A 26992-nucleotide genomic window follows, 5' to 3' on the forward strand; every position below is an offset into this window, starting at 1 on the left:
CTCCGCACCGCCCGGCATGGGCTGCTGTATCAAAAGAAGGGCCGCTGTCCGGCGGCCCTTCGCTGGATCGGCAGGATCCCGGGGTGTCTCGCCCGGGCTCCGGCACCCCTCAGCGGACGACCGGAGGGGTCTGGTCCACGCCGGAGAACGCCTTACCGGCCTCCTCGATCGCCCGGACCGAGCCCTCGGCGATGACCCGGCTGTCCTGGACCATATGCTGCAACCCCTCGCGGACCAGCTCGCTCTGGATCGCCGTGAAATCCTGCACCGACGACGCGCGCGTCAGACGGGTCAGGCCGTCGATATTGCGCTGCCACTGCTTCTGGCCCAGCTCGAACCAGTTGCGGGACGCGTCCTGCACCGCTTGCGCCAGGACCGTGCCGCACCGCGTGACCGCCTCGATGTTCTGCTGGGACTGACGGGCAAGGCGCTCGCTGTCCTGCCCGGTGAAGCCGAGGACGCGCGTGAACCGATCGGCAGCCTCCCGGGCCTGCTGGGATGCGGTGTCGACGTTCTTCTGCACGATCTGCTTGGCATCGTTGGACGCTTTTGCGCCGAGATCGGCCATCTTGCTCATGCCGTCCCGAGCCGCCTCGGTGAATTGAGTGCCCTGCTCGCTGGTCTTGCTCATGCTTGCCTTGACGGCGTCGGTCAGCTTGTCGGTCTGCTCGGCGTGCTTGTTCGACGTGGCGCTCTGATTGATGCCCATGGGAATTTCCTCGTTGTTTCGTGGAGGTGCACCGGAAGAACCACCGCACCCGCCCGGCGCATCGGCCGGGGGCTGCGAACTTCGATGGTTTTTTGCTGCACCGCATCCATATCGGTGCGAATTGGCCAGCTTCAAGTGCGGCGCATCATAATTAAACTGCCGTTTTCGTCCGTAAAAAGCATCAAGATCCATAGTTTAGGTGTAAGTGCATGGTTGCGTTGCACAATCTCGTATCAGCCGCGACGATCCCGGAGCTGATGGTCCTGGTCCGTCTCATTCGTCACGAATACCTTCGATCGATCGGCCTGCGCCGGCCTGGAAGCGGCGGGATCGGCCTGGGAGGGGAGCCCGGCCGGGCGTCCCATCTTCCGGTCGAGGGCGAGCAGGACCGGGGTGACCATGATGCCGTGCATCAGGATGGAGATCAGCACGGTCAGGCCGGCCGTCGCCCAGAGCAGGTCCGTTTGCTCGAACGGGGCATGGCCGATGGCGAAGCACAGGTAGTAGACCGTGCCCAGCCCGCGGATTCCGAAGAAGCTGACGACCGCCCGCTCCTCGCTGCGTCGGGCGCTGCCCAGCAGGCTGATCCAGCCGCTCAGCGGACGGACGACCAGGAGCGCCAGCAGGGCGAACGCGACGGCCGGCCAGGTCAGGGCGTGCAGGAGCCCCCCGCCGACGAGGACGGCGCCGAACCCGACCAGCAGCACCATCATCAGGATGCGCTCAAGTTCCTCGGCATAGTCGTGCATCGTGCGGTGGTAGTCGTGCCCCCGGTTCGAGGCACGCAGGGCGAGGGCGGCGGCGAACACGCCGATGAAGCCGTAGCCGTCGACTGCCTGGACGCCGCCATAGGCGATGCAGGTGACGCCGAGCGCCACGAAGCCGTCGCCGGTGCGGGACAGCTTCGAGACGTTCGGAAGATGGAAGGTCAGCCAGCCGAGCCCCCGGCCGATGACCGCGCCGAGCACGAAGCCGACGACGATCTTCCACACCACGTCGACCGCCAGCCAATGCGACCAGGACAGGCCGGCGAGGCCTCCGGTTCCCGCCATGGCGATGGCGAGGTTCACGAACGGAAAGGCAAGCCCGTCGTTGAGGCCCGCCTCGGAGGTCAGTGCGAAGCGCGGCTCGTCCTCGTGCTCTTCGGCCGGGTGACCCACCTGAACGTCCGAGGCGAGCACCGGATCGGTCGGGGCCAGCGACGAGGCGAGGAGCAGGGCCGCGGCGCCTCCGAGCCCGAGCAGGGCCGATCCCAGGAGAGCGAGCGCCAGGATGGTGAGAGGCATGCCGACCGCGAGCAGGCGCCATGTCACGGCCCAGCGCTTCCAGCCGATCATGCGGTCGATCTTCAGGCCGGCGCCCATCAGCGAGATGACCACCACGGCCTCGGTGGCGTGCTCAATGAGCTTGAGGTGCAGGCTCGGATGGGGCATCAGGTCGTAGAGCGTCGGAACGGCCGACAGGGCGGCACCGATGCCGACACAGCAGATGGGGAGCGAGAGAGGCAACCGGCGCAACACCATCGGCAGCCACGCCGTCAGCAGCACCATGACGCCGAACCCGGCGACGACGACGATGTATATGTCCATTGGTAGCCGAACGACGTCCTCTGTCGCCTCGTTCCTGGTCGCGTCGTCTCTGCGACTTTGAGAGCATCGGTGATCAGGTGGCCCTGCCGGCCGCGGAACAAGGCCTGGCCCTAGAAGGGATCGCGCGCCAGATGGTCCTGAACGAGGGCGGCCAGCCCGTCGAAGCCCTTGCGCATGTCGGTGTGCCCGGTGGCCAGCCAGACGCCCGAGCCGGACGGAACGGGGATCATCGACCGAGCAGCGCGGCGATCGCGCCCTGAGGAGCGTCAGGTCCGCCCCGGTTGCGGCCCGCACCCGATGCCCGCCGGCCAGCTCGATCTCGACCAGACCCGACCCGGCCGGCACGTCGGCTGTCGCCGTAGCTGGAGGTGGCAGGGCGAGCGGGATGTAGTTCGATGGGGCAGCCGCAGCCGAGGTCCGGTGCTCGGCCAGCGCGACGCGCCGCCATCGGAACAGCAAGCTGGAGTGCAGACCGTGCCGGCGGGCTACCTCCGAGGCTGTCGTGCCCGGATCGTCCGCCTCAGCCAGGATGGCGCGCTTCTGCTCGGGCGACCCGACTTGGCGCGTGCCCGCAACAACGACACGAGGAGAGTTAGTCATAGGTCCAGACGCAAGGCCGATACAACGCCATCTGACGTCAGACACTTATCCAAAACAAATTACTACAAGCACAAGGCGGCTGCCACCGAGATCTTACCTTGAAGGATATCGTCAGCTTCTGGATATGCGGTGCCTTCAATCGCGACTGCCAAGTTGCCGCATGAGAGACGTAAATGGGGTCAAGCAAACATCGCTCAATGAAAACGCACTAGTCCGCAGTCACCGCGCCTATGTCCGTTCTCGAAATTGCATCCGACCTTCGAAGTGCGCGAGATTGATGTCGGCATGCGGCGCATTTCGGTCCTTCACATCAGGTCGGAGGTGTCACTCTGGCCGACAAGAGCGTCATGGCTGACTCTTCGACCTGGGCGCGCCAAGCCAGAGGACGAAGCCAGCGCTCCGGGATGGCAGCGGCACCGTAGAGAGCGCCGGCGAGCTGGCCGGTGACGGCGCCGACCGTGTCAGCATCCTCCCCGAGGTTCACCGTAAGGACGAGTGCGTCCTCGAAGCTGGAGGTGGTGCCGACTGCCCAGAGAGCGGCTTCCAGCGTGTCGATGACGTAGCCAGACGAACGAATTTCGTCGCGCGACTTCTGCCGCCAGGAACCCCCACCGATCGCAGCGATAACGGGGTCGCCGGACCACGTGCGGGTATGGAGAACGTCGGGCTGACCCAGCACGGCTTCGCGTAGGAGCTGGACGAAGAAGGCGCAGGCTTCGATCGCCTGCGGGGCGGCGTGGGTCACCCGGCTCTGGTCGCGGGCAAGTTGGTCGGCGCGGGCGGCGTCATGAACGGCGAAGAGGGCAACGGGGGCCAGGCGCATGAGGGAGCCGTTGCCGGCGCTGCGTGGATCCGTGGAGCCGGCATAGGGCTTCTGGGTCTGGATAAAGCTGGCGAGCGCTTCACGAGTGGTGATGCCGATGTCGAAGCAGGTGCCGGTGCAGCTGTAGACACCTTGTTGCCACCAAGAGACGAAGCGGGTGGCGAGATCGTGCGGATCGAACCCATTGCAGGTGACGAGACTGTCGGCGAGCGCCAGAGTCATCGCGGTGTCATCGGTCCAGTGCCCGGCTTTGAGATCGAAGGGGCCACCCCCGGTCATCTCGGTATGAAGAGGCTGGCTGTCTCGTTCAGTGAACTCCAGGGTGGTGCCGAGGGCGTCGCCGACGGCAAGACCGAGGAGGGCACCGCGGGCGTGGTCGAGGATGGCGGGGGAGGGGGACTGAGCAATGATCAGAGGGGATCTCCTGCGGGTACTCGATGGAATGAAGGTGCCCATCTCGCCGTCGGCAGTAATCCTAGGCGTGAGACCGGGGCAGAAACGGAACCGAGAAAGGGAGAAGCGGAAACTGGTGCCTCTAAGCTGCTGATTTTATGAAAGGACCGAACAAGGGCGCGGACTGCGCTTTCCAAGGTGGGTGAGCGGCTGACCAGATGCGATCGGTTGGCCTCCGCGGGGGAGGTTGCGGGGGAGCCAAAAGGCGCCTGAGTGGATGAAGTTCGGGTGCGGGGCGCATGAGCCATTCAGCGCCGAAGCAGATCGCTATGGCAGACATGATGCGGGATCGGGTGGGAAGGTGTGTGCAGCTGTCCTGCGGCATGCAGCTTTCGGGATAGACGAACGAAGGGTGCTGTTTCGTGGCGACTGGGCCGTGAGGCCGGGGGTGGCAGCGGCAACCATCCAGGGGGCAGATATTGATGCCGGCAGCGTACCATAGGGAGTTGCTGACGGACTGTCGGGGCTGATCAGAGGTGCAGGCGCATCCGCCGGCGTGTTGTCGTCCCTGGCCTATCCCTCGGCTGGAGCGAGAGGTAGCTACGGGATCAGGATCATCAGTTCAGGTCACTCTCCCCACCCATCCGCATCCGGACTGCTCGGGGATGATGGAGAGAGGGACAGCAGAGAGCTGCAGACTACTGGAGCTGTGGGACGGATCTGTGAAGCTGGGGTATTTGATATAGTGTCGGCTGTGAATTCCTAGAAATGGCAAATGCGCGCTGACACTACAGCGTTTCCGAGCCTGCCGCCGACTTTGATTTTTTTCGTACGCGGGCCCCTTGCTTCCGCACCAGCCCGGGGATCAGCGCTCCAGACGAAGTTGGTCTAGATCGGAGAGGAGGAGATGGAGTTCGCGCCACGGCGAGCTGTCACAGAATGCGTCGCCCGGCTCCTGAGTTGCCAGCAGCGTTAGGAGTTTGAGGCGCAGGTCTGATAACGTTCGGGCTGGCGTGGCAATCAGTCTAGCAGCTGTAGCACGAACCGCTGCATCAAACGCGGCCTCACGTTCACGTGCACGAGCGAGACCGGAGGCTTGGACGCCCCGGTTCCAAGCATCTTGTCGCCGAATCAGGACCTGCTGCAAGCGGTACCGCTGCCGCCCAGGTGGGACATGCAAAGCAATGGTTTCCAGGTCTGCCGCGTACTGTACAGGCCCGTCGGGGCGGAGCGGCAGCTTGACTCGGGGATAGTCGAGTTCGGCGAGCAGCCAAGCTTCCCGCCGATCGCACCGCGTCAAAGCCGCCTCATGCTGCGCAAGCAGCCCTTCAAATTCGGCAAAAAGGCTTGGGATGAGATCAGATGCCGAGGGCTGATTGATGTCCGTAGCGAAAGTCGTCCTACTTGCAGAGCCTCGGGATGTGGCAATCAGCAACCCTGGCATGAGAGTTAGAAGGCGTCGCCGTGTTGGCGAGCGAGTGGCCTGCAACGCACGGCTACAGGCATTGCGATCGTCACAGCTGTCCACGATATTGCCTCATCCTTGTTGGACGAAGCTTCACAGAGGGTCTGGATTTCTTTCTGGTCGAACGACACAAATCTGACAAAATGAAAAGTCGGGCCAGAATCATATCGCCAATGAATGCTGATATCATTCGCCCAATTCGGCTTGCAGAAATATCTCATCATTGGCATCAGATGTCCAGACGATACTGTAATTGTAGGTATGTAGGCCCTTTGATGTGAATAGCTGCGCGGCACAGCTGCGCCTTTTGTTCAGGTTAGCCCGAACTGCGAGCATGTTGGCATCAGGGTTTGGATCCAATTTTGCTCCAGATGCGCTGGCTAAATTCAGAACCATAGCCAGGTAATCGGTGACAGCACCGACTTTATGAACCTTCACCGGACCAAGGAGCGGCGAAGGGTTGGTCTCTACGGCTTGCTTGAGCAAATCCCGGGCGATCGGAGCATCGCAGGCGGGAAGCTGGCCTTGGACGAAGCTTGCTTCAGCGGCAGTGGCCGCGGGTCCGGCTTCGGTGCCGCTGGCCCTGTGAACGAGACGATAGCCGCCCAGAAGGACGACGCCGATGATGGTGCCCACGGCGGCAGCTCGCCGGGTACGGGCACCGTCAGGGCTGGCAGCATTGTTGGCGTACCGAGCCTTGAGTCGGGTGATGATGTTCTCGGGACGGTTCTCGGGCATGGCTTTTCCCTCAACGTGCTGGCTTGAGATTCACGCGAACCAGCCCGCAGTTGCTGAAGCGTAGCCCTAAGGTGTGGCTATAGCCAGTGGTTTGATAGCCCTCACAGTGGTGCCTGTTCGTGATGATGAACGGGCGAGCCCTGGTGGCATGGAATCTGCGGCGAGTGCGCGTGGCGGCTGGCATAAGCCAGGAGCGCCTGGCGGCCGACGCCGGTGTGGATCGAGCCTACCTCGGCGGCTTGGAACGAGAGACCGAGAACCCTAGCGTCGACCTTCTGGATCGGGTGGCAGCCGCGTTGAGTGTGCCCCTGTGCGAACTATTTGTGCTGCCGCAAGAAGGGGCAGAACCACCACGGCCGCTGCGAGGCGGACGGAAGAAGGGCTGAGGTTAACGCCTCAGCGAAATCTGCGCTTCGGCGTGCTTGAATCGCAAGGCCGCAATTGCGGCGGCGCGGACTGCGCTACCACCTTGTATAAGGCATCTATACGCAGCCAGCAGACGGGGGCGCTACCGGTCGACTGGTTGGGTTTTGCTCTGAGCGACCCGAGCCGCCCTAAGCTGCCGATCGCGCTCGCCGTCCCTGGGTGAGCCGGGCGCGGGCAGGCCGAGAGCGTTCGTGAAGGCGGCCAAGCCCCGCTCGGGTAGACACACTGGATCATTGTCGCGATGGATGCGCCCCGTCGTCGGATAGAAGTTGTAGAGCCCGACCTTGATGTGGACAGCCCCAGGGCGGTGAAAGTAGGTCGGGCTGTTGCGCACGAGATAGCGCAGCGCTTTGGTCATGCTGGAGACGTCGTCGAGGCGAAGGGGCTCGTGCTTGTGTTGCGCATGGATCGACCGTAGCCGTTAGTTTTGCAACCTGCCTGTCTGGATGGCGCAGGCATATGGCAGCGTATGATTAGCCAAAATTATCCGCACGTCGCCTTCCACTCCGAGGGTTTCCCGTCGCTGCTGATGCCGTGGCTGGTCCGGCACATGACCTGCTGGCCTGCCGTCCTATCTCAGCGCTCGTTGTAGCGAGGTACCGACCGGCTCGCAGTCGATGCGCCGGCGCAGCAACAATACAACACAGCAACGAGGCCCCGCTGCTCAGCCTCCTCCCGCGTCCAAGCGCACATAGGTTTTGCGCACGCCATCCGCCGTCCAGTGGCGTCCCGTGGCCGTCGTGACCCCGCGCGCGTTCAGCTCGTCTGCCGCAGCCTTCCAGCGTCCAGATCCTTCGGGCAACTGCGACAGAACTGCAGCAACCTCCTGCTTGGCCTGCGATCGCGTCGCCTGTGCCTCCGACGATTGCCGGCGCTGCCAGCGCCGGAAGTGTTTCACCGGATCGAAGACGCCCCCCTCGATCGGCGCCGGATCGGGGCGCAGGTCCTGCACTTGGATGCCGCGGTTCTCACTCGCGTCTTCGAGAATGGTTCGCATGACGCCATGGGGGCGCCAGTGATGGACGAGGGAGAAGTCGACGTACACGAGCGTCGCAGCATTGGCCGCGCACAGCGCAAGGGGGCGAGCCAGCGCCTCAGCCACGGCGTCCGTCCCGCGATCGACCGCCAACTCGAGGAAGGCCGCCTCGTCGAGAAGATGGCCCCTCTGCTCGGTCACGTAGCGTCGCACCAGCGTGAGTTGATAACGGATTGTACGACTGAGCCGGGCGACCGCCTCGACGTCGCGAGGCCACGACCGCACAGGCCGACGCGGTACCGGGAGCGTCCAGTAGAACCCGACGAACTCTTGCCCCACAATACTCCCTCCGCTGCCGTGCCTACGACGCCCGCTGCGTTGCGACGATCCCGGACAATTCGGCCGTTTCCGCAGCCACCGGCCCTACCCGGCTACTCCTGGTCCATCGCCTCGCAGGCCGGAGCGAACATCCCGTTCCTCCCAGCAGGTTCTCTAGGACTGAGGGTACCATGACTCCCAATGAAGCCTACCACGTGCTCGGGCTCGAGCCGAGCGCCACCATTGAGGCGATCAAGGCTGCCTTTCGGGCGGGCGCCAAGACCAATCTCTCCGACCTTAACAGCGGTGGCAGCGACACGAAGTTTCACCGCGTTCAGGAGGCCTACGATGTCCTCGCCAAGAGCCGCGTAGACGGCGGCCTCGAAGAGGCTGACGCGGCCGATGACGCGGACGACGATCGTGGTCAGAAACACAGACAGCCGCCCACCGATGCCGCCGTTGATTTCGTTCAGGCCTTCCTCGCTGAGCGCGGCATCGAAATCCTGTTCGACGGCTCTCTCACCAAATCCGGCGCCATGCTCAAGGCTGAGAGCTTGGACGCGATCGTCGCCTTCCTCAATCAGGAAGAGGTCAACAGGGAGTGGCTCATCGATGAACTCGTCAGTCTGGCCCAGAGCCGTGGCATCGCCTTCAAGAAGAGCGACCTTACGCGCGCGGTGCGCGTCGTGATGCGCGTGGCGCAGAGGATGCGCCGCAACGCGGTCGTCTTACCCTTGCTGATGCCGCCCACTGATGCGGAGCGGGTGATCGCCCCCCAGGCGTGGTCGCAACTGACCGAGGCCGTCTTCGAGACCGATCCGGTGCTCGCCGCTGCCTGCCTGCAGCACTTTATCTGGCAGGTGAAGCGCAAGCTCCTAAACTTGAGCGTCGAGCACCACCTGATGCCCGTCATCTGGAGTCCGGTGCAGGGCGGCGGCAAGACCACGTTCGTGCGCGCCTTCCTTGAACCGGTGCGCGAACTCTCCGGCCCGGTTCTGCTTTCGGATTTCGCCGATAAACGCTCGGGCGACATTTACCACTTCCCCGTCCTGTTCGCCGACGACCTCGAGCAGATCGAGCCGCGTCTGGTCCAACCGCTCAAAGGCCTGGTGTCGGGCGATCGCATCCGGCGGCGCAAGCTTGGCACCTCGTCAAGCGACGGCTATGAGCAGCGCACTACGCTGATCGGCACGGCCAACCACCCCATCGACGCGCTCGTGGCCGATGCCACCGGAAACCGACGCTTCGCCAGCCTTGCCTTCCGGAATGGCAAGAAGGAGACGGGCGGTGACGAGAGCGTCTGGGACGCGGTCAAGGCTGCCGATTACGCCCTGCTCTGGCGCTCTGTGGACGTCTATGGGGCGGCGCCGATCGCCGCGCATCTGCCCGCCCTCGTCGAGCTGCAGAAGATGCACTGCCAGCCGGATCCCATACTGGCGTGGCTGCTCGCGCTCGACTTCTCCACAGAGCGGGTCAAGCGCGTCAACAGTACCTATGGGCCGCGCGCCTCCGACCTGCACGATCTGTTTTGCGAGCAGATGAACAGCGTGATGACGGGCACGCGGTTCGGGATCGGCATGACGCGACACGTCCGCAACCCTAAAGTGCCCTACGGCCCGCGGATCAAGAAGGTGTCGGGCTGGTATTACCCGATCAAGGATGTCGCGCCTTGACCCGGCAGACCCGGCAGACCCGGCAGACCCGGCAGACCCGGCAGACCCGGCAGACCCGGCAGTGTTTGCGGACGCCGGTGCGCCGTCAAGCCCCGATCTCGACCAGGTCGCGTGATGACATCCGCTCACATCACAGTCCCCGCACCCGGGATCAGACTCATGACGCCCATGAACCTCGCCCAGAAGTATCGCCCCGCCACTTTCGAGGCTGTGCTGGGCCAATCCCACCCTGTCCGGTTCCTCTCGGGCTTGATCCAGCATGGCCAAGCCGCCCGGTCGCTGCTGCTGCACGGGGCGATCGGGTCGGGCAAGACCTCGCTCGTGCGGATCTACGCGCAGGCGCTTAACTGCGAGACCCCGACTGCGGAGGGCTCTCCTTGTCGGACCTGCAGGTTCTGCCGCGAGGGAGCCGGCTTCCACGAGTACGACACGAGCGGCCGCGGCGGTGAGCGCGACGCCGTCCTCGAATGGGTCGCCCCACTCTACCGGACTCCAACCGAGCACCGCTGGACGGTGCTGTTCCTCGACGAGGCACAGGCGCTCGAGGCCAGGGCCGCCGACGCCCTCTTGAAGATGGTCGAGGAGCCGGAGCCGCGGGTAGCCTTCTGCTTCGCCACGACGGAGTTCGCCAAAATCAGACCGGCGCTGCGCTCGCGCCTGATCAGCTTCGAGATCAAGCCGTTGTCGGCAATTGATGCGATCGCGCTCATAAAAAAGTGCGCTCAACATGAAGGCATTAACTACGAGCCCGGCGCGCTCGAGCTCCTCGCCGGCCTGCGCCAGGGCTACGCCCGCGACCTGCTCACCGGGCTCGAGCAGGTGCGCGACCCCAACGGCCGCCCGGTCACGATCGCTCGGGTGCGCGAGGTCTTCGACATCGACCACACCGAGCGCCTTCTCACCTACGTGCACGCGCTCGCCGAGGGCGATCCGGCGGCACAGAACGCGGCGTGGTTGTCCTGGCAGGAGGTTGCCGCAACGAAGCTCGGATGGCTGCAGGCACTGCTCACTGGCCTATACTACAACGACGTGCTGGGTCAGGCGATCACCGTCGACGCGCTGATTGCCTCGATCCTGCCGGCGGAACGCGCGCCGATCCTGACCACCTTCCGCGAACGCCTCGGCGTAGCGTCGGCCGAAGGCCTCGCCCCTTACTGGCGGGCGATGATGTCGCACTGGACGGTCGCGTCGCTTGAGCGCGACGAGACGGCGCTGCAGCTACGGGTCGCGCTGTTCCATTACTTTGTGAACAACGAACTTCCAGCGCTCGAGCGTGGACCGCAGCCGAAGGCCCACCGACGCTCCACGACGCGCACGGACGTGCCCAACGAACCCATCGTAGCCGACGAGCCCGAGCTCTCACACCTGCCAGTCGGCGGGCCGGATCGCTCCCTGACGGTCGACGACGCGCGTGGCATGATCGCATCCGCCTCCTACCTGATGCAGGAACACGGTCGGTTATTCAACGCGCGCTTGCGGATCGAGCCAGCGCTGCTCGGCATCGAAGAGGAGGCGGAGGCCGTCGCTCTCATCGCGGAGTTCTGCCGGGATCTGGACGCGCAGGTCCGCCTTTGGAGCCGGGCACCCTTCGCACGCCTCAGTCTCATCGAGCGCGACATCGGGCGCGGGGGCCATGTTACCGGGTGCATCCTCGTCCATCTGCCGGAGGCAACCGAAGCCGGCCGCTCGGTCGAGACGATGGCTCGGATCGTGTCGTGGGCGAGCCTCTGGCGGCGCGAGGTGTGGCTTCCGGGCTGCAACGCGGTGGCCGTCGAGACCCCGGCCACGGCTAGGGCGAAGCCCGTGACCTTCCATTGGGACGGAGTCCTTAACCTATGCGCCGGGATCGGCGAGGACGCGATGGAATGGGATTCGGCCTGCGGTACGCCGGCCCCGCTGTTGGACTTGCTCGAGATCCCCCAGTCGCGTCGGCGGATCGTCGGCCGGATCGCCGCGCCGCTCGTCGGTCGTTCCGACCTCCTCGGCCCGCGCGCAGTCGAGGAGGCGTGCGCTAACGGCATGCTGCTCCTGTCGGCTCTTGAGGCAGGGCAATGGGGCCACATTCGCTCGGGCTGGGAACTGCAGGAGCACACCGACCGACGGCGGACGAAGACAGAGCGTGCCGCGGCGCTCGCGCATGTGGCGGAGGTATATGGCGACACGGCGGAAGCCCGAACACGCCGCGCGAACCTCGAAGCGAGCTGGCAGGGGCTGCCGGAGAAGCGATTACGGCGGGAATGGCGGGGCTGGTGGCTTCCGGAGGAGGTCTAAGCCATGATGCGCGACATCGACTTCCTCACGGATCGGCCCGCTTTCGCCGGCACGCTGATTTACCGGTACCATTCCGGGATCCTGCGCCCGCAGGTGCGCGCGGCGTTGGCCGAGATCGCGGGCTGGGAGGGACGTGCCCTCTCCCGCTGCGAACGAGATGACCTGCTCGGCACCGTAGGTGTGAGCTTGGTCTCCGACGCCTATTTGTGCGACTGGACGGCACTCACTCCATCGAGCGCGCTAGCATCCAAGCTCGACGCGATCCTCACGCGCATTGTCGCAATGGCCGGCCAATGCTTCGCGCTCTTCATCCCGTTTGAGAGCTCCCTTTCGGCGCGACCGCTCTGGGACGAGGTCGAGCGGACGGCGGGTCTCGTGCTCGTCGAAGACCATGTCACGAGCGATACGCTGCTGCCGGCGCTGAGCCTGTTTCAGGCGATGAGCGACCTTGCGACAGGTGCCGATTGGCTCGCCGACCCCGCCTTCGTCGCGAGCTTCGATCGATTCAGGGCGCGCGGGAGACGCACGCTGCTCGAGCTGCGCCATGCCTTCGACGAGCGCGTTGCCGCCTGCACGGATCCAGTCACCCACGCGTTCCGGCCGGAGGTCTATCGCGATCTTCATCCAGACGAGGAACGTTCGCACACGGCCTCGGCACGGCGCGACCTGCGCCGGCTTTTGGCGCGTCATCGTGGTTGGGACCGCTTCGCTCTTGTTCGGACACTCGACGATCGCCTTGCGCGGGACGGCTGGACGGCGCTCGCCGTGATCGCTGAGCTTCACCGTGCCACCGCTTCCATCCTCGAGCAGCCCAATTACTCGGCGGAACACGGCGTGATGAAGAGCGTCGGGATCATCGATCTCGTCCTGTGGGCGGCCCTCCTTCTGTCCTGGGATGGACGGTTTCGCGCGGTCGCGGCCACCGACGCGGACGGATACCGGCGCCGGCCAAGCTGCCTCGTCATCACGCTCGACGAACTCGGTCGGGACTTCCTCGCGCGGGCAGACCTCACGGTCGACGTCGACCCGTTGGCGGGCGTCTGGGCTGGGCTGGACGACGCGTTGATGCGCATCGCTACGAGTCCAACCGACGCGCTGGGGTCAGTCCGGATGGCGACGCTCGACGCGCTACATCAGCGCCTGTGCTGCGCGACGACAGATATCGCGTGGATGCTACGCCTGCGTCGGCGCGTCCGGCGGGCGATCGGCGAGGCAGAGGCAGCAGAGACCGAGCGTCGCGCCGACGAGATCGGGAGGGAGCGCGCGGTGCAGGACGCCGCGGTAGAGACGGCCCGGGCGAAGGCCGGAGCAGCCGCGATCGCACGAGCTCTCGATGAACCGAAGACAGGGCGCTGAGATGAGGGATCCTGACGAAACGACGCCGGACGACATCGAGGACCGGAGATGGCTTGGTTTGAGCCAAGCAACGGTGCTCGGACACGCCAGGACGGCGAACGCACTGCGCGAACGTGTTCGCGCTCGCCGGCACGACACCGGGATCATACTCCACGGGCCGAAGAGCGTCGGCAAGCGGACGCTCGCCCGGCTCTACGCCCGGGCTGTGCTGTGCGAGACACCGGACGAGGCGGGCGAGGCCTGTGGAGGCTGTAACGAATGCAGGTCGTTCATTGCGAGTCGTCCGCTCGGCTACAAGTGGCTCGATGCGGTGAAGCACGGCGATGAGAAGACGGCCCGCAAGCTCGTTTCGGAACTGGCTACCGGATCGCTGGCGGCCCGTCGGGTCATCGTCATCGCGAACGCGGATCGGTGTGCGAACAGGGTGTTCGATAGGCTCCTGAAGACTCTGGAGGAGCCTAAGAGCCCAACTACGTTCATTCTGCTGGCCCGTGCGCTCAGTGATGTGCGGTTGGCCGGGCAGTCGCGATGCGAACTCTACCGCTTGCGTCCCCTGATGCGGGAGGACGCGCGGGTACACTTGGTCAATTTGCTCTCCGTAACTGGAAGGAGGGTCGAGGAACGTGTGCTAGACGTGGTTGTCGCCGAGTCCGGCGGACGGGTTGGCGCGATGCACGCCGTCCTGCAGCGGCTCGGCACGCTGCCCGCCATAACGCTGGCCAGCGTGCGGACGACCCTGGGTCACGACTGGGTCGAGGGTGTCACAGCTTTCTGGCGAGCGGCACTGTCCGGGGAAACATCACCATCGGCGGCGTTGACGCCGCCTCTGGCGGATGACGCCCGCGAGACGGGGCGGCGCCTGCGGGCGGTCCTGCTGCAGCTGCGACCGTCCGATCTCGATGGCGTGCCGGCGACGGCATCAAGTCACGAAGCCGCGCTCGTGCACCGCACCCCGGTGATCCGTGGGCTGACCGCGGCGCTGGAAAGCCGGGCAGCGTCACTCGGTCGGCGGCCATCCGATCTCTGGTCCGCGCTTGCCTGCCTCTGGCTCTCGGACGATCACAGCGATGTCGAGGGGCTATCTGAAGGGGTCCGCGCGACGTGCCGCCTCCTTGCTCCAGAATATGTGTGATGGTGGCTCTGTTGAGCAAAAGTTCCAGCAATCGATCGATTTCAATTGAGCATACGAACAAGTCATAAGTCGTTGGAGGGGTTCATCAGCGATTTTGGTGGATCCGGCAGGCTGAGGGCGAGCGCCTGGTCGATGCCGGTGCTGATCCGCAGATCAGGACAGGACCCTGTTCCGCCATCTTCCCGGTTGCCGCCTTCTCCGTGTGGCACGTGCCAGCCGCAATGCTCTTGTCGTTGCCGCATAGGCCCAGCGTCACGATGTGACCGAGGCTCAGCAGATTGGCAGGATGGCGATCGTAGCGGCTGTGCACCGCGTGACTGGGTGTGCCACAATCAGTAGAGGGAGAGGCCCGAGTGGGCTGTTGGGCCCGCAGGGCACAGCTTCGCCGGTGACCCGGCAGAAGCTGGCGCTCGCTTCAGTCTCCACATTGGAGGCCGTCGGAGCCGGGGCCGGAAGTGAAACCTTGTGATAGGCAGGCCGGGGTTGGGCTGTCGGCCTTTACTCACCGCTTCCCGCCATCCAGGCGGCCAACGCGGACGGATGCCTACTCTCCGGACCCTTGGAGTAGGCGGTCGTCTGGAGGCTCGGGGCTACCCGGTCCTCGCTCCTGATCAACTCGGAAGTCCGAGTCGCCCTTGTATGCCGATGCCCTTCGGCGTTTGGTCCGGAGGCCCCATGTTCACCTGGTTAGCGTCATAGGCGCGGAGCCCGTAAGGGGCATGGCGTGTCATATATATTATTGCCACAAACCGACACTGTCTGTCAAGATAAAATAAGTAAAAATGCTGTCCAAAATGACATTTCCGTCTTTTAGAATTCAAGGTATCCGCGATATTTGTTCTAGAAGCATTGGTAAGCCATAGCCACCGTATGCGCCACTGACCGATTTCTGTCTACCCAGCATGTAGATTGTCACGTCCTCGCGCAAACCTTTATCGCGAGAGAGAGTTGAGAAGCGATGGCGCCAACCGTGATTCGGTTGCATGCGCGGATCGACCATTCCTAGTGAGCGGATCCAACGTCCCAGCACTTTGCTGCCGTTTCCTCCTCGACTGCCAAATCGATCAGGTGGAAGTTCGGCGAACAGAGGTCCCGATTTGGCTGAAGCTACGAACTCCAGGAAGCCTTGCGCAATCAAGTTCGGGTGGACTGGGATAGTACGCTCAGAATTTGCATTCTTGAGTGAGCCCGCTTCAGGGCGAATGGCAATAACATGGATCTTACTGTCTGCGTAGACATCTTCCTTGCGCAACTGACAGATCTCAGCCACTCGTGCGCCGGTATAAGCGCAAAGCCAGGGGACCCATCGCCGCACGCTGTCATGCGCCTCCGTGGCTGCCGCTAAGATTTGCTTGACCTCATCCTCTGTTGGATCCCGCTTACGGTCGACGCTACGAGCTTTGGTTGTGACCTTAATGCCGCGCGCTACATTGTTTGTGATCTTCTTATTATCAACGCCCCACTGAAGAATTGTTCTTAGTGGCCCAATTTTACCATTGCGAATTGTTGTGCCTCTCAAACCCTGTTGAAGCAGAGAATTTTTCCAGCGCACTACGTCGTCTTCTGTCACTGCTGTAGCATCGCCGCGCCCATTAAAGGCGATGAACTCCCGAACCACTCGTGGGAAGACGTAGGCAGTTTTGGCGGCAGGCTGGCGCTCGCGCAGCCAGCCTTCGATCAGTGCTTCTAATTGAACAACCTCTCCGCTGGCGCGCGATAAATCAGGAGCGTGAGCCTTGAGAGTCTTAGAGGTGGCCGATATTGCCGACGAGACCTTCCCGTCAGCAACTGGCGTCCAACGCCCCTGACTCATATCGCGGAGTTGCAGAGCGCCTATCTGCATCGCCTTAGCAATGGCACGCACAAGTTCCCGGCGGCTATCGAAATCAACGCGGAGTCCGTCCCGCGCGAGCTTCCAATCAGCCGTTCGTTCGCACCAGGCCCGCATATCCTCACGAACCATTATGAGAGGATCAAGCGGTCTATTAAAAAAGTCGAGGGCTGACTCTCCGGGTTTGAGAATGATAGACGCTGGCGAGAAGAGATCTCCGCCTGCTTCGATATTCCAAAGATCCTGACGGCTCGGATAGTCGTGATATTTGGCGACAAATTCCTCGCCGATGCTGGCGGCAAGAATATGCGCATCTTTCTCGGTGAGGGTACGTGCGCCGCCCCGGAGGTTCGCCCATTGTGCCTCAAGCTCGGCGAGCGCCAAAGCGAACAAGCGCTTCGCTTCTTTAGGATCGCGTGTGCCGAGGCTGCGGCGGACCTCGTTACGGCCGAGCACCGCCTTCAGATCGTCCGGGACGCGCCGGCGCAGGTAGTAGACCCGCGTGCGCGGATGAAGCCAGGGAGTCGCCATTGCAAGGGCCATGTGTACCACCCGTGTGTACCACCGGGCGCCCAAAAAGCCATTGTTAGACAGCAAGCTACGGCAGGATCACCACATATTTACGTGGTGGCGGAGACGGAGGGATTCGAACCCTCGAAGCCCTTTTAGGGGCTTGCTCATTTAGCAAACGAGTGCCTTCAGCCGCTCGGCCACGTCTCCGGTGGCCAACGCTCTAGGGAATCGGCGGGGCGCGGTCAACCGGTTTTCCGCGAGGCTTGCCCTTCGGAGGCGACTTGACCCCCTGGCGCTGCCGGTTGTCAGATGGCTCCGCAGGCGGGGAGACCGGAATGGCGAAAGAGATCTTCGTGTCCTACGGCGTCGACGTCGACGCGGTGGCGGGCTGGCTCGGATCCTATGGCGGCGAGGACAGCCCCTGCGACATCTCCCGCGGCGTGTTCGCCGGCAAGGTCGGGGCGCCGCGGCTCCTGCGGATGTTCGCTCGCTGGGGCATCCAGACCACCTGGTTCATTCCCGGCCACTCGATCGAGACCTTTCCCGAGGAGATGAAGGCCGTGGCGGCGGCCGGCCACGAGATCGGGATGCACGGCTACAGCCACGAGAACCCGATCGCGATGACGCCCGAGCAGGAGGAGGCGATCTTCGACAAATGCGTCGGGCTCATCACCGATCTCGCCGGGAAACCGCCGCGGGGCTACGTCGCGCCCTGGTGGGAGTTCGGGCAGAAGACCAACGAGCTCCTGCAGAAGAAGGGCATCCGCTACGACCACTCGCTGATGCACAACGACCACCACCCCTATTACGTGCGGGTGGATGAGGCCTGGACCAAGATCGATTACGCCCAGCATCCCTCGACCTGGATGCGGCCGTTCGAGCACGGCACCGAGACCCGGCTGATCGAGATCCCGGCCTCCTGGACCCTCGACGACCTGCCGCCGATGATGTTCGTCAAGGCGGCGCCCAACAGCCACGGCTTCGTCAACCCGCGCGACATCGAGCAGATGTGGCGCGACCAGTTCGACTGGGTCTACGCCAATTACGATTACGCCGTCTTCCCGATCACCATCCACCCGGACGTCTCGGGCAAGCCGCACGTGCTCCAGATGCACGAGCGCCTGTTCCAGCATTTCAAGGCCCATGACGGCGTGCGGTTCGTGACGATGGAGACGATCGCCGAGGATTTTTCGACGCGCTTCCCGTTCGAGGGCACGGCGCGGCCGGAATCCTGAGCCCGGTAAGCCAAGGCGATGTGCGGCCTGTGCGGCGCCTTCGGGGCGCCCGATCACTGGAGCGACGGCGTGCGGCGCGGGACCCCGCAGGCCGAGCGCCGGGCCCGGGCGTCGGCCGCCAACCGGGTGCTCGGCCTCTACGGCTTGCGCCTCGCCGCCTGGGCCGACCGCTACACCCTGTCGGGCCGCACCGGGCGGAGCGCGGTGGTCGACCATCTCGGTGCGCTGTGGCCGGCGGCGGAGCGCCTGTCCGGGCGCGCCTGCGATCCCCTCGACCCGGCGGTGATCGCGGCGCTCGAGGAGACGGCGTGACCCCCGTCACCCTGCTCACCGGCTTCCTCGGTGCCGGCAAGACCGCTCTGCTCGCCCGCCTGCTGCGCTGGCCGGCCCTGCGCGACACCGCCGTGTTGATCAACGAGTTCGGCGAGGTCGCGCTCGATCACCTGCTGGTCGAGCCGCTGCAGGGCGAGGTCGCGCTGCTGCGCGGCGGCTGCGTCTGCTGCAGCATCCGCGGCGACCTGAAGGCGGCGCTGATCGACCTGCACGACCGCCGCCGGCGCGGGCTGGTGCCGGACTTCCGCCGGGTGGTGATCGAGACCACCGGCCTCGCCGATCCGGGCCCCGCCATCGCCACCCTGGTGGCCGATCCGGTCCTGCGCCACGCCTTTTCGGTCGGGAGCATCGTCACCGTGGTCGATGCGGTGAACGGCGCCCGCACACTCGACACCCACCAGGAGGCCGTGCGGCAGGCGGCCTGCGCCGACCGGCTGGTCCTGTCGAAGACCGACCTGGTGGAGCCCGAATGCGTCGCGTCGCTGCGCACGCGGCTCGCCGCCCTCAATCCCGTCGCGCCGGTCACGGATCTCACCCTGGAGGACGAACCGGAATCCGCCCTTCTCACCGACGATCCGACGGGTGAGGGCAGCGCCCGGCGCTGGCTCTGCGCCGAGGTTCCGGCGGTCCCGCACGGCCCGGTCGGTGCGGTGACGATCGAGAGCGGGCCGGTGGACTGGACCCGGTTCGGGCTCTGGCTCGGCATGCTGCTCAACCGGCACGGCGCGCGGATCCTGCGCCTCAAGGGCCTGGTGGCGGTCGAGGGCGTCGGCACGCCGGTGGTGATCCAGGGCGTGCAGCACCTTGTCCATCCGCCCCGGCACCTGCCCGCCTGGCCCGACGGCATCGCCTGCACCCGCCTCGTGCTGATCGGCCACGACCTCGACGGCGACCTCCTGCGCCGCTCCTACGGCGCCTTCACGGGCGCACCAGCCTTGACCGGCGCATCGACCGTCCCGGGACCACACGCCGCTCCGCTCCCGGCGGCAGCCGATCGTTAACCCTGCGGGTCCTACATCTCCCCCCTGTCCGGCCGACGGGAGGGTGAGGCGTGAACGCACTGGTGCCGAAGGAACTCGCCGCGAAGCTGAGCACCCTGCCGCGCCGCCCCTGCGCGCTCGGCGAGGCCGGGCACGAGCCGCACAAGCCCGTCTTCGCCGAGATCCTCGACCGGTCCGGCCACGGCACCGGCCATTTCGTCCGCCTGCCGCAGAGCATGGTGGAGATGATCACCCGCGAGGCGCGCGGGCCCGAGCCGATGCGCGAGCCGGAGCCCGCCCCCGACCCGGAGCCGGCCGCCAAGCCCCGCCGCAAGCCGGCTGCCAAGCGCGGTGCAGCCAAGGCGGAGTGACGCGCGGGCTTCTCGTGCGTCCGGCCGATCGGCTAGGATCGCCGCATGACGATGTCGGCGTCCCCCGGTCCCATCATCCTGTTCGATGCCGAATGCGTGCTGTGTTCGGCCAATGCCCGGTTCGTCCTCGAGCGCGATCGCGCCGCGACCTTTCGCCTGGCCTCGATGCAGAGCGAGGTCGGCCGATCGCTCTACCGGCGGCACGGCATGGACCCGGACGATCCGGCGAGCCTGCTCGTCGTCGAGGGCGACCGGATGCGCCGAGACAGCGACGCCGTCCTCGCCATCTACGAGGGCCTCGGCTTTCCCTGGAGCCTGGCCCGGATGTTCCGGATCGTCCCGGCCGCCCTGCGCGATCCCGTCTACCGCGCGATCGCGCGCAACCGCTACCGCCTGTTCGGCCGGCGGGACACGTGCTGGATGGCGCCCGAGCGCTTCCGGGACCGGATTCTGTGAGGCGAATGGCGGCTCCCGGCGCCGTCACGGACCGCCGATTCCGCCTCTCACCGCGACGGCGCTCGCGTCCGACGCGACAGAGGAGCGAAGCCCCTACCTCCCGCCCCGCCCGCCTTCCGGCCCGCCCAGGCTCCAGCGCTCCAGAAGCGCCTCGGCGACGAAGCTCAGCACCGTCGCGGAGGTCCGCACCAGGCGGCTCATGGTCAGGATGCCGTGGGTCTGGTCGGAGAGGTGGAGCGCCGTGACCGGCACGCCCTCGCGCTCCAGGCGGTGGGCGTAGGCTTTGCCCTCCTCGCAGAGCGGGTCGTGGCCGCAGGTCAGCACCAGGGCGGGCGCCGTACCGGCAAGGCTCGCGGCGCGGGCCGGGGAGGCGCGCCAGTCGGACCGGTCGCGCGGCTCGGGGGCGTAATGGTCGACGAAGTAGCGCATCGTGCCGGCGGTGAGGGGCTGGCCGTCCGTGATGCGCTCGAAGCCCTCGCTGGTCAGGCCGAGATCGACGGAGGGATAGAGCAGCACCTGCATCGCCGTCCGCGGCAGGGTGCCGTCCCGGCCCATCAGGGCCAGCACAGCCGCGAGGTTGCCGCCGGCACTGTCGCCGCCGACCGCGAGACGGTTCGGATCGATTCCCAACCCCTCCGCCCGCTCGGCCACGAAGGCCAGGGCAACGGCAGCATCCTCGACTGCCGCCGGGAAGGGATGCTCGGGGGCGAGCCGGTAATCGACCGAGATGATGCAGGCGCGGGTCAGGTTGGCCAGCCGCCGGCAGATCCAGTCATGCGACTCGATGTTGCCGAGCACCCAGCCGCCGCCATGCAGGTAGAGGAGGCAGGACAGCGCCTCGCCCGGCACCGTGCCCTCGCCGCGATAGAGCCGCAGCGGTACCGGCCCGGCCGGGGAAGGCGCGGCGAGGTCGCGGATCTCGGCGACCGGGTCCGGCGGCGGTTGCAGGGCCCGGCGCCCGGCCAGGTAGCCGCGCCGTGCCGCCTCGGGCGGCAGCGCCTCGAGGGGCTGCGCGTTGGCGGCGCGTAGCATCGCCAGCAGGGCCTGGACATCGGGATGGAGGGCGGGCATCGGGCGGCTCGGACGAGGACAAAGGAGCGGAGAGCCTTAGCAGGTCCCCGCTTCATATGTGCCTCGGACCTTCGGCCTCACGCCTCGGCGGTCGGCCAGGCGAAGAAGCCGCGGCCTTCCGATTCGAGGTGCCGGTTGAGCACCATGCGGTGGACCTCGTCGGCGCCGTCGACCAGCCGCGCCTGGCGGGCGTAGCGGTAGATCCATTCCAGCACCGTGTCCTTGGAATAGCCGCGGGCGCCGTTGATCTGGATGCCGATATCGGCCGCCCGGTGCAGGGTGTTGGCGACGTGGACCTTCGCCATCGACACCTCCTTGCGGGCAAACCGGCCCTGGTCGAGCTCCCAGGCGGCGCGCATCACCAGCAACCGGCCGATCTCGATATCCATCGCGAGGCCGCCGAGCATCAGCTGCACGCTCTCACGATCGGCGAGGCGAATGCCGAACCCCTCGCGAACCGCCGCATACTCTTGCGCGATCTCGACGCAGCGGCCGGCGAGGCCGAGCCAGCGCATGCAATGGGTGAGGCGGGCCGGGCCGAGGCGCACCTGCGTCACCTTCAGGCCCTTGCCCTCGCCGCCGAGCACGTCCTCCGGCTTGATGGTGAGCCCGTCGAAGGCGAGTTCGCAATGGCCGCCATGCTCCTCCGGCCCCATGATCGGGATGCGGCGCACGATCTCCCAGCCCGGCTGGTCGCGGTGGAACAGGAAGGCGGTCAGCCCGTAGCGCGGATCGTCCGAGGTGCGGGCGATCAGGATGAAATGGGCCGCGTCCTCGGCGCCGGTGATGTACCATTTGCGCCCGGTGATCCGCCACGAGCCGTCCGGCTGGCGCTCGGCGCGGGTCCTGATCATCGACGGGTCGGAGCCGCCGCCGGGATGCGGCTCGGTCATGGCGAAGGCCGAGCGCACCTTCCCCGAGACGATGGGCTCGAGCCAGCGCGCCTTCTGGTCGGGCGTGCCGAGGGCCTCCAGCACCATCATGTTGCCGTCGTCGGGGGCGGCGGAGTTGAACACCACCGGCCCGAAGATCGAGCGGTTCATCTCGGTGTAGCAGGCCGCCATGCCGACCTTGCCGAGGCCCTGGCCGCCGGTCTCGGGCTTGAGCTGGAGGCACCACAGGCCGGCGGCCTTGGCCTTGGCGCGTAAGGCCGCCAGGGCCTCGGAGCCGATATTCTCGTGCTCGTCCCAGGTGCTGCGGTCGGCCTCGACGGGCAGGATCTCGCTCTCGACGAAGGCCGCGATGCGGGCGCGATACTCCTCGATGCGGGGGGAGAGCGTGAAGTCCATCGGCGAATCCTCCGGCGTGGAACTATATTTCCATACGCTTGCGCCGTCCGGAGGCCCGTGGTCAAGCGCGACCGTGCCGAGGCACCTCGCATTCGGTACCGCTCCGCCCCAATCGGAGGGATGGAAACGGCCGCGACGGCCTCCCGCCGCTTGCGCCGGTCGCTGCGCCGATCGCGCCGGAGCGAGGCAAACGTTCTTATGGTTGAACCGCTCGGGAGGACAGTCAGTAACGTTTCAGAGTGTCCGGATGCCGTGCATGGTCGATTTCGATCACAATTGTCATACGGTTGGGTAGTATATTACGATTTACCTTACGTTAATTTGCGTCAAATATATTTCGTAAAATACCGACTATTCCCATTTTCCGGATCTTCCGCGATGTCTTCGATTCGCGCGCGCCTCCTGGCCGCACTGGCATCGTTGTTCGCCTCCATCGTGACGATCGCCGGGATTGGCTGGTACGCGTCGAGCCTCGCCAATCGCGACATGAACGGCATGTACCGGGACCGCGTCGTGCCCTTGCGCGATCTCAAGATCATCGCCGACTTGTATGCGGTCGACATCGTCGACACGGCGCACAAGGTGCGCAACGGCAACATCTCCTGGCCGGCCGGGACCGCCTCGGTCCGGAAGGCGCAGACGCGCGTCGCCGAGATCTGGCAGGCCTACATGCTCACCAACATGGACGAGGCCGAGCGACGCCTCGCCGGCGCGGCCCGGCTCAGCATGGAGGCGGCCGACGGCAGCGTCTCCGATCTCCAGGCGATCCTGCGCGCGAACGACCAGGCGGCACTCGATGCCTTCGTCCGGACCCGCCTGTACCAGGCGATCGACCCGGTCAGCGAGCAGGTCGCGAAGCTCATCGATCTCCAGATCGCCGAGGCGGGCGAGCTCTACGACGGCTTCGCCGCGGCGTACCGGCTGAACCAGACGATCGGCGCCGGCATCGTCCTCGGCGGGCTGGCGGCGGGGATCTTCGCCCTCGCGACCACCTTGCGCGGCGTGCTGGCGCCACTCGCGGCGATCACGTCGGCGATGCGGCACCTGGCCTCCGGCGACGCGGCCCGCCCGGTTCCCGGTCTCGGCCGGAAGGACGAGGTGGGCTCGATGGCGGCGTCGGTCCAGGTCTTCAAGGACAACCTGATCCGCTCCCGGCAGATCGAGGAGGAGAGCGCCCTTGCCCGTGCCTCGGCCGAGGAGCAGCGCCGGGCGACGATGCGGGAGATGGCCGGGCGTTTCGAGGAGGCGGTCGGCGGCGTCGTCGACCGGGTGTCGTCCTCCGCCGCCCAGTTGCAGGCGACCGCCCAGGCCATGGCGGCGGCGGCGGCACAGACCTCCGGACGCTCCACCGCGGCGGCGGCTGCCGCCGCGCAGGCCTCCGACAATGTCGGCACCGTGTCGGTCGCCGCCGAGGAACTCGGGGCCTCGATCCAGGAGATCGGCCGCCAGGTCCACAACGCGGCGGGCCTGGCGCAGGGGGCCGTGCACGAGGCCGACCAGACCGGCCGCCTCGTCGAGGCCCTGGGTACGACCTCGGTGCGGATCGGCGACATGGTCGGGCTGATCTCCTCGATCGCCAGCCAGACCAACCTGCTCGCCCTCAACGCCACCATCGAGGCGGCACGGGCCGGCGAGGCCGGCCGCGGTTTCGCCGTGGTGGCGGCCGAGGTGAAGGAACTCGCGACCCAGACCGCGCGGGCGGCGCAGGAGATCGTCGGCCAGATCGGCGAGATCCGGGGTGTGACCGCCCAGGCGGCGAGTGCCATCGGCACGATCGGGGACCGTATCCGGGAGGTCGATGCCGGCGCCACCGCCATCGCTGCCGCGGTCGAGGAACAGAGCGCGGCGACCCAGGAGATCGTCCGCAACGTGGTCGAGGCCTCGGCCGGTGCCGGGGTGGTCACCAGCAACGTCGTGGAGCTGGCCCACGCCTCGGAGGAGAGCGGCGCCGCCGCCGCCCAGCTCCTCGCCTCCGCCTCCGACCTGTCGCGCCAGTCGAGCCAACTCTCGGCGGAGGTCGGCCGCTTCCTCGCCACCGTCCGGGCGGCCTGACGGCCCCCCGGATCCCGCCGTCACTGACCCACCGTCACTGACCCGCCATCACTTGCCTGCATCACTTGCTCTTCGGCGGCCCGGTCGGGACCAGGAGGGCGATGCGGTAGGTGCCGCCCTCCCGGCCGATCAGGAACACGCTGGTGGGCGGCGCGTCGCCCTCCACCGGCGGTTCGTCGAACACCACCCGCAGTCGCTCCGTCACCGGCATGTTGGCCTTGAGGGTGCCGCGCGAGGTCGCTTCCGCCAGGCCGTCCTCCGGCATCGGCTCCAGGGAGGCCGCCTTGATCGGCCGGCCGAAGCCGGCGCGGATCTGGTAGAGCGTCAGCCGCTTGCGGTGCGCCCGGGTGCCGGTCCAGTTCACCAGCCGCTCGAAGGCGGAGGCGTCGTGGTCGGTCATGGCCTTCGTCACGTAGGCGACGAGGGCGTCGGCTTGCGCGGGGAGGGGGCTTACGGCCCCCTGCTTCGCGGCGCTCTCCTGGGCCGGCTCGGAGTTCTGTGCCCGCGCCGCTCCGGTCAGGCTCGCCGCCGCGAGGGCGGCGAACCCGAGGGCCGTCAGGCGGCGCCTCATCGGGCCGCCGCCTCCTCGCCCATCACCCGGAAGACCCAGATCACCCCGCCCTGCGGCAGGACGCTGACCCGGCGCTCCTCGGGAATGAGCGCGTTGATGCCGGTCAGCATGCGCTCGGCATCGACGCCCCAGCCGGCCTGGACCGCGACGTACTGGATCCCGTCGACCATGTAGCTCGACGGCACGCCGGTGACGCCGGAATTGAGACGGGTCTCCCACAGCACCTTGCCGGTGGTGCCGTCCAGCGCCCGGAACTTGCGGTCGCTGGTGCCGCCGGCGAAGATCAGCCCGCTGCCGGTGGTGAGGAGCGGCCCCCAGTTCGCCGAATCCTGGAAGTCGTGCTGCCAGGCCTTCTTGCCGGTCTTCGGATCCCAGGCCTGGATCGCCCCGATGGCGAAGGGCTTCGACTTGTCGACGCCGTCACGCAAGCGCAGCGAGTTCAGCACCTCGTCGATCGGGATGCCGATATAGAGCTCGCCGGGCTTGCGCGTGCCGGCCTGGGCGCCGGCCAGCTCCGAGCACAGGTTGTCGTTACTGGGGATGTAGAACAGCCCGGTCTTCGGGTTGTAGGCCTCCGGCGGCCAGTCCTTGCCGCCCCACAGGCCGGGGCAGAAGGCGGCGCGGCGGTTGATGCCGGGGATCTTGGACTGGTCGTAGGTCGGGCGGCCGGTCTTCGGATCGAGGGAGGAGAACACGTTCTGGTACACGAAGGGCTTACCGTCGACGAAGCTCAGCGGCCCGTCCTTGCTGCGCTCGAGCGTCCAGAGATAGCCGTTGCGGCCGGCATGGATCGCGGCCGGAATCGTCTTGCCGTCGCGCTCGATGTCGATCAGCACCGGCGCCGAGACCTCGTCCCAGTCCCAGGCGTCGTTCCAGTGATACTGGTGGTGGCCCTTGATCTTGCCGCTGTCGAGGTCGAGCGCCACGACCGACGAGGTGTAGAGGTTGTCGCCCGGCCGCGCATCCGGCGTCCAGGGACCGCCATTGCCGGTGCCGAAATAGGCGAGGTTGGCCGCCGGATCGTAGCTGCCCTGGATCCAGACCGAGCCGCCGCCGGTCTTCCAGGAATCGCCCTTCCAGGTATCGGCCGCCGGGTCGCCGGGGCCGGCCACCGTGTAGGTCTTCCAGGCCTCGTTGCCGGTCTCGGCATCGAGCGCCGTGATGAAGCCGCGCACGCCGTACTCGCCGCCCGAGACGCCGACCACCACCTTGCCCTTCGCCACGAGCGGCGAGAGCGTCATGTAGTAGCCGTCCTGCCAGGGGGCGACGCATTTCTCCCACTTCACCTTGCCGGTGGTGGCGCCGAGCGCGACCACGCAGGAATCGGTGGTGGTCATGTAGACGCTGTCGCCGTAGAGGCCGACGCCGCGATTGGTCGGGTGCAGCTGCGACAGCTCCGGCGGCAATTCCTTCTGGTAGCGCCACAGGATCTCGCCGGTGCGGGCGTTGATCGCCATCACCTGGGCCTGCGGGGTGGTGACGAACATCACCCCGTTATTGACGATCGGCGGGGCCTGGTGGCCCTCGCTCACGCCGGTCGACAGGCTCCAGGCCGGGACGAGCTTGGTGACGTTCTTCGCGGTGATCTGGTCGAGGGGGGAATAGCCCCAGCTCTGGTAGTTGCCCCGGTATTGCAGCCAGTTCTCCGGCTCCGGGTTGGCCAGCCGCTGATCGGTGACCGGCTTGTACTCGACCTTGCCGGCCGGGTCGGCCTTCAGCGGTGCGGCGGCGAGCGCGAGGGCCACGGCACAGGGCGCGACCGCGGCGAGCCAGCCCCTGGCTCGAACGAGACGTGACATGCTGCTCTCCTCAAAACAGGGG

Annotated in this window: 23 protein-coding genes, 1 tRNA gene and 1 pseudogene; 11 read left to right on the forward strand and 14 right to left on the reverse strand. The window is 66.3% G+C overall.

Going from position 1 to position 26992, the window contains the following annotated elements; translation table 11 throughout:
• Positions 1-109: 109 nt before the first annotated feature.
• The 6 genes and pseudogenes from HBB12_RS03650 to HBB12_RS03670 form a co-directional block, all read right to left on the reverse strand.
• Entirely contained in the window at positions 110-709 is a 600-nt protein-coding gene (locus HBB12_RS03650; RefSeq protein WP_236988109.1) for a phasin family protein, read from the reverse strand.
• Between the two features lie 233 nt (positions 710-942).
• Positions 943-2298: a cation:proton antiporter gene (locus HBB12_RS03655; RefSeq protein ID WP_236988110.1), complete on the reverse strand. Its 1356-nt coding sequence runs from the start codon at positions 2296-2298 to the stop codon at positions 943-945.
• Between the two features lie 110 nt (positions 2299-2408).
• Positions 2409-2528 carry an IS66 family insertion sequence element accessory protein TnpB gene (tnpB, locus tag HBB12_RS03660; protein WP_093570998.1) on the reverse strand — a complete coding sequence of 40 codons (120 nt, stop codon included), beginning with the start codon at positions 2526-2528 and terminating at the stop codon, positions 2409-2411.
• Between the two features lie 34 nt (positions 2529-2562).
• Positions 2563-2898 (reverse strand): annotated as a pseudogene (gene tnpA / locus HBB12_RS34440) (IS66-like element accessory protein TnpA); the annotation flags it as partial.
• Between the two features lie 310 nt (positions 2899-3208).
• On the reverse strand, positions 3209-4177 hold the full coding sequence (locus tag HBB12_RS03665) for an ADP-ribosylglycohydrolase family protein (RefSeq protein ID WP_236988111.1): 969 nt from the start codon (positions 4175-4177) through the stop codon (positions 3209-3211).
• Between the two features lie 1588 nt (positions 4178-5765).
• On the reverse strand, positions 5766-6317 hold the full coding sequence (locus HBB12_RS03670; RefSeq protein ID WP_236988112.1) for a hypothetical protein: 552 nt from the start codon (positions 6315-6317) through the stop codon (positions 5766-5768).
• 125 nt (positions 6318-6442) lie between these two features.
• Here HBB12_RS03670 and HBB12_RS03675 point away from each other — a divergent pair, with 125 nt between their 5' ends.
• Positions 6443-6703, forward strand: a complete 261-nt coding sequence (locus HBB12_RS03675) for a helix-turn-helix transcriptional regulator (RefSeq protein WP_236992649.1) — start codon at positions 6443-6445, stop codon at positions 6701-6703.
• A 122-nt stretch (positions 6704-6825) separates the two neighbouring features.
• Here the strand turns inward: HBB12_RS03675 and HBB12_RS03680 are convergent, their stop codons facing one another.
• Both HBB12_RS03680 and HBB12_RS03685 read right to left on the reverse strand, forming a co-directional pair.
• Entirely contained in the window at positions 6826-7101 is a 276-nt protein-coding gene (locus HBB12_RS03680; RefSeq protein ID WP_236988113.1) for a hypothetical protein, read from the reverse strand.
• A 306-nt stretch (positions 7102-7407) separates the two neighbouring features.
• A complete protein-coding gene (locus HBB12_RS03685) occupies positions 7408-7920 on the reverse strand; it encodes a hypothetical protein (protein ID WP_236988114.1) in 513 nt (170 codons plus the stop codon).
• A gap of 308 nt (positions 7921-8228) precedes the next feature.
• Between HBB12_RS03685 and HBB12_RS03690 the strand changes: the two genes are divergently transcribed.
• From HBB12_RS03690 to HBB12_RS03705, 4 genes are all read left to right on the forward strand, one after another.
• Positions 8229-9710 (forward strand): VapE domain-containing protein, encoded by a 1482-nt coding sequence (locus tag HBB12_RS03690; RefSeq protein ID WP_236988115.1) that lies wholly within the window; start codon positions 8229-8231, stop codon positions 9708-9710.
• A gap of 159 nt (positions 9711-9869) precedes the next feature.
• The gene (locus HBB12_RS03695) at positions 9870-11981 is read left to right on the forward strand and encodes a DNA polymerase III delta subunit-related protein (RefSeq protein WP_236988116.1); all 2112 of its coding nucleotides are present in this window, start codon (positions 9870-9872) and stop codon (positions 11979-11981) included.
• Between the two features lie 3 nt (positions 11982-11984).
• The gene (locus HBB12_RS03700) at positions 11985-13337 is read left to right on the forward strand and encodes a hypothetical protein (RefSeq protein WP_236988117.1); all 1353 of its coding nucleotides are present in this window, start codon (positions 11985-11987) and stop codon (positions 13335-13337) included.
• Entirely contained in the window at positions 13315-14469 is a 1155-nt protein-coding gene (locus HBB12_RS03705) for a DNA polymerase III delta subunit-related protein (protein WP_236988118.1), read from the forward strand. Before HBB12_RS03700 ends, HBB12_RS03705 begins: the two co-directional genes overlap by 23 nt.
• 817 nt (positions 14470-15286) lie before the next feature.
• Here HBB12_RS03705 and HBB12_RS03710 read toward each other — a convergent pair.
• Entirely contained in the window at positions 15287-16843 is a 1557-nt protein-coding gene (locus HBB12_RS03710) for a DUF6538 domain-containing protein (RefSeq protein ID WP_236988119.1), read from the reverse strand.
• A gap of 85 nt (positions 16844-16928) precedes the next feature.
• A tRNA-Ser gene (locus HBB12_RS03715) sits at positions 16929-17020 on the reverse strand.
• Positions 17021-17148: 128 nt separating this feature from the next.
• Here HBB12_RS03715 and HBB12_RS03720 point away from each other — a divergent pair.
• From HBB12_RS03720 to HBB12_RS03740, 5 genes are read left to right on the forward strand one after another with little or no spacing between them, the layout of a single operon-like run.
• On the forward strand, positions 17149-18048 hold the full coding sequence (locus HBB12_RS03720) for a polysaccharide deacetylase family protein (protein ID WP_236988120.1): 900 nt from the start codon (positions 17149-17151) through the stop codon (positions 18046-18048).
• An 18-nt stretch (positions 18049-18066) separates the two neighbouring features.
• Positions 18067-18360: a hypothetical protein gene (locus HBB12_RS03725; RefSeq protein ID WP_236988121.1), complete on the forward strand. Its 294-nt coding sequence runs from the start codon at positions 18067-18069 to the stop codon at positions 18358-18360.
• A complete protein-coding gene (locus tag HBB12_RS03730) occupies positions 18357-19382 on the forward strand; it encodes a CobW family GTP-binding protein (RefSeq protein WP_236988122.1) in 1026 nt (341 codons plus the stop codon). Before HBB12_RS03725 ends, HBB12_RS03730 begins: the two co-directional genes overlap by 4 nt.
• Positions 19383-19432: 50 nt before the next feature.
• Complete coding sequence (locus tag HBB12_RS03735) at positions 19433-19732, forward strand: hypothetical protein (protein ID WP_236988123.1); 300 nt, start codon at positions 19433-19435, stop codon at positions 19730-19732.
• A 45-nt stretch (positions 19733-19777) separates the two neighbouring features.
• Positions 19778-20188, forward strand: a complete 411-nt coding sequence (locus tag HBB12_RS03740) for a thiol-disulfide oxidoreductase DCC family protein (protein ID WP_236988124.1) — start codon at positions 19778-19780, stop codon at positions 20186-20188.
• 93 nt (positions 20189-20281) lie between these two features.
• On the opposite strand, the gene HBB12_RS03745 is transcribed toward HBB12_RS03740, so the two are convergent.
• Complete coding sequence (locus tag HBB12_RS03745) at positions 20282-21259, reverse strand: alpha/beta hydrolase (protein WP_236988125.1); 978 nt, start codon at positions 21257-21259, stop codon at positions 20282-20284.
• A gap of 77 nt (positions 21260-21336) precedes the next feature.
• Positions 21337-22548 carry an acyl-CoA dehydrogenase family protein gene (locus HBB12_RS03750; protein WP_236988126.1) on the reverse strand — a complete coding sequence of 404 codons (1212 nt, stop codon included), beginning with the start codon at positions 22546-22548 and terminating at the stop codon, positions 21337-21339.
• Between the two features lie 378 nt (positions 22549-22926).
• Between HBB12_RS03750 and HBB12_RS03755 the strand changes: the two genes are divergently transcribed.
• Positions 22927-24600 carry a methyl-accepting chemotaxis protein gene (locus tag HBB12_RS03755; RefSeq protein ID WP_236988127.1) on the forward strand — a complete coding sequence of 558 codons (1674 nt, stop codon included), beginning with the start codon at positions 22927-22929 and terminating at the stop codon, positions 24598-24600.
• A gap of 61 nt (positions 24601-24661) precedes the next feature.
• Here HBB12_RS03755 and HBB12_RS03760 read toward each other — a convergent pair whose 3' ends face one another.
• Positions 24662-25171, reverse strand: a complete 510-nt coding sequence (locus HBB12_RS03760; protein ID WP_236988128.1) for a hypothetical protein — start codon at positions 25169-25171, stop codon at positions 24662-24664.
• The gene (locus HBB12_RS03765) at positions 25168-26970 is read right to left on the reverse strand and encodes a PQQ-dependent dehydrogenase, methanol/ethanol family (RefSeq protein ID WP_236988129.1); all 1803 of its coding nucleotides are present in this window, start codon (positions 26968-26970) and stop codon (positions 25168-25170) included. Before HBB12_RS03765 ends, HBB12_RS03760 begins: the two co-directional genes overlap by 4 nt.
• Positions 26971-26992: the final 22 nt, after the last annotated feature.

It is taken from the genome of Methylobacterium sp. SyP6R (genome assembly GCF_019216885.1).
GTDB lineage: Bacteria > Pseudomonadota > Alphaproteobacteria > Rhizobiales > Beijerinckiaceae > Methylobacterium.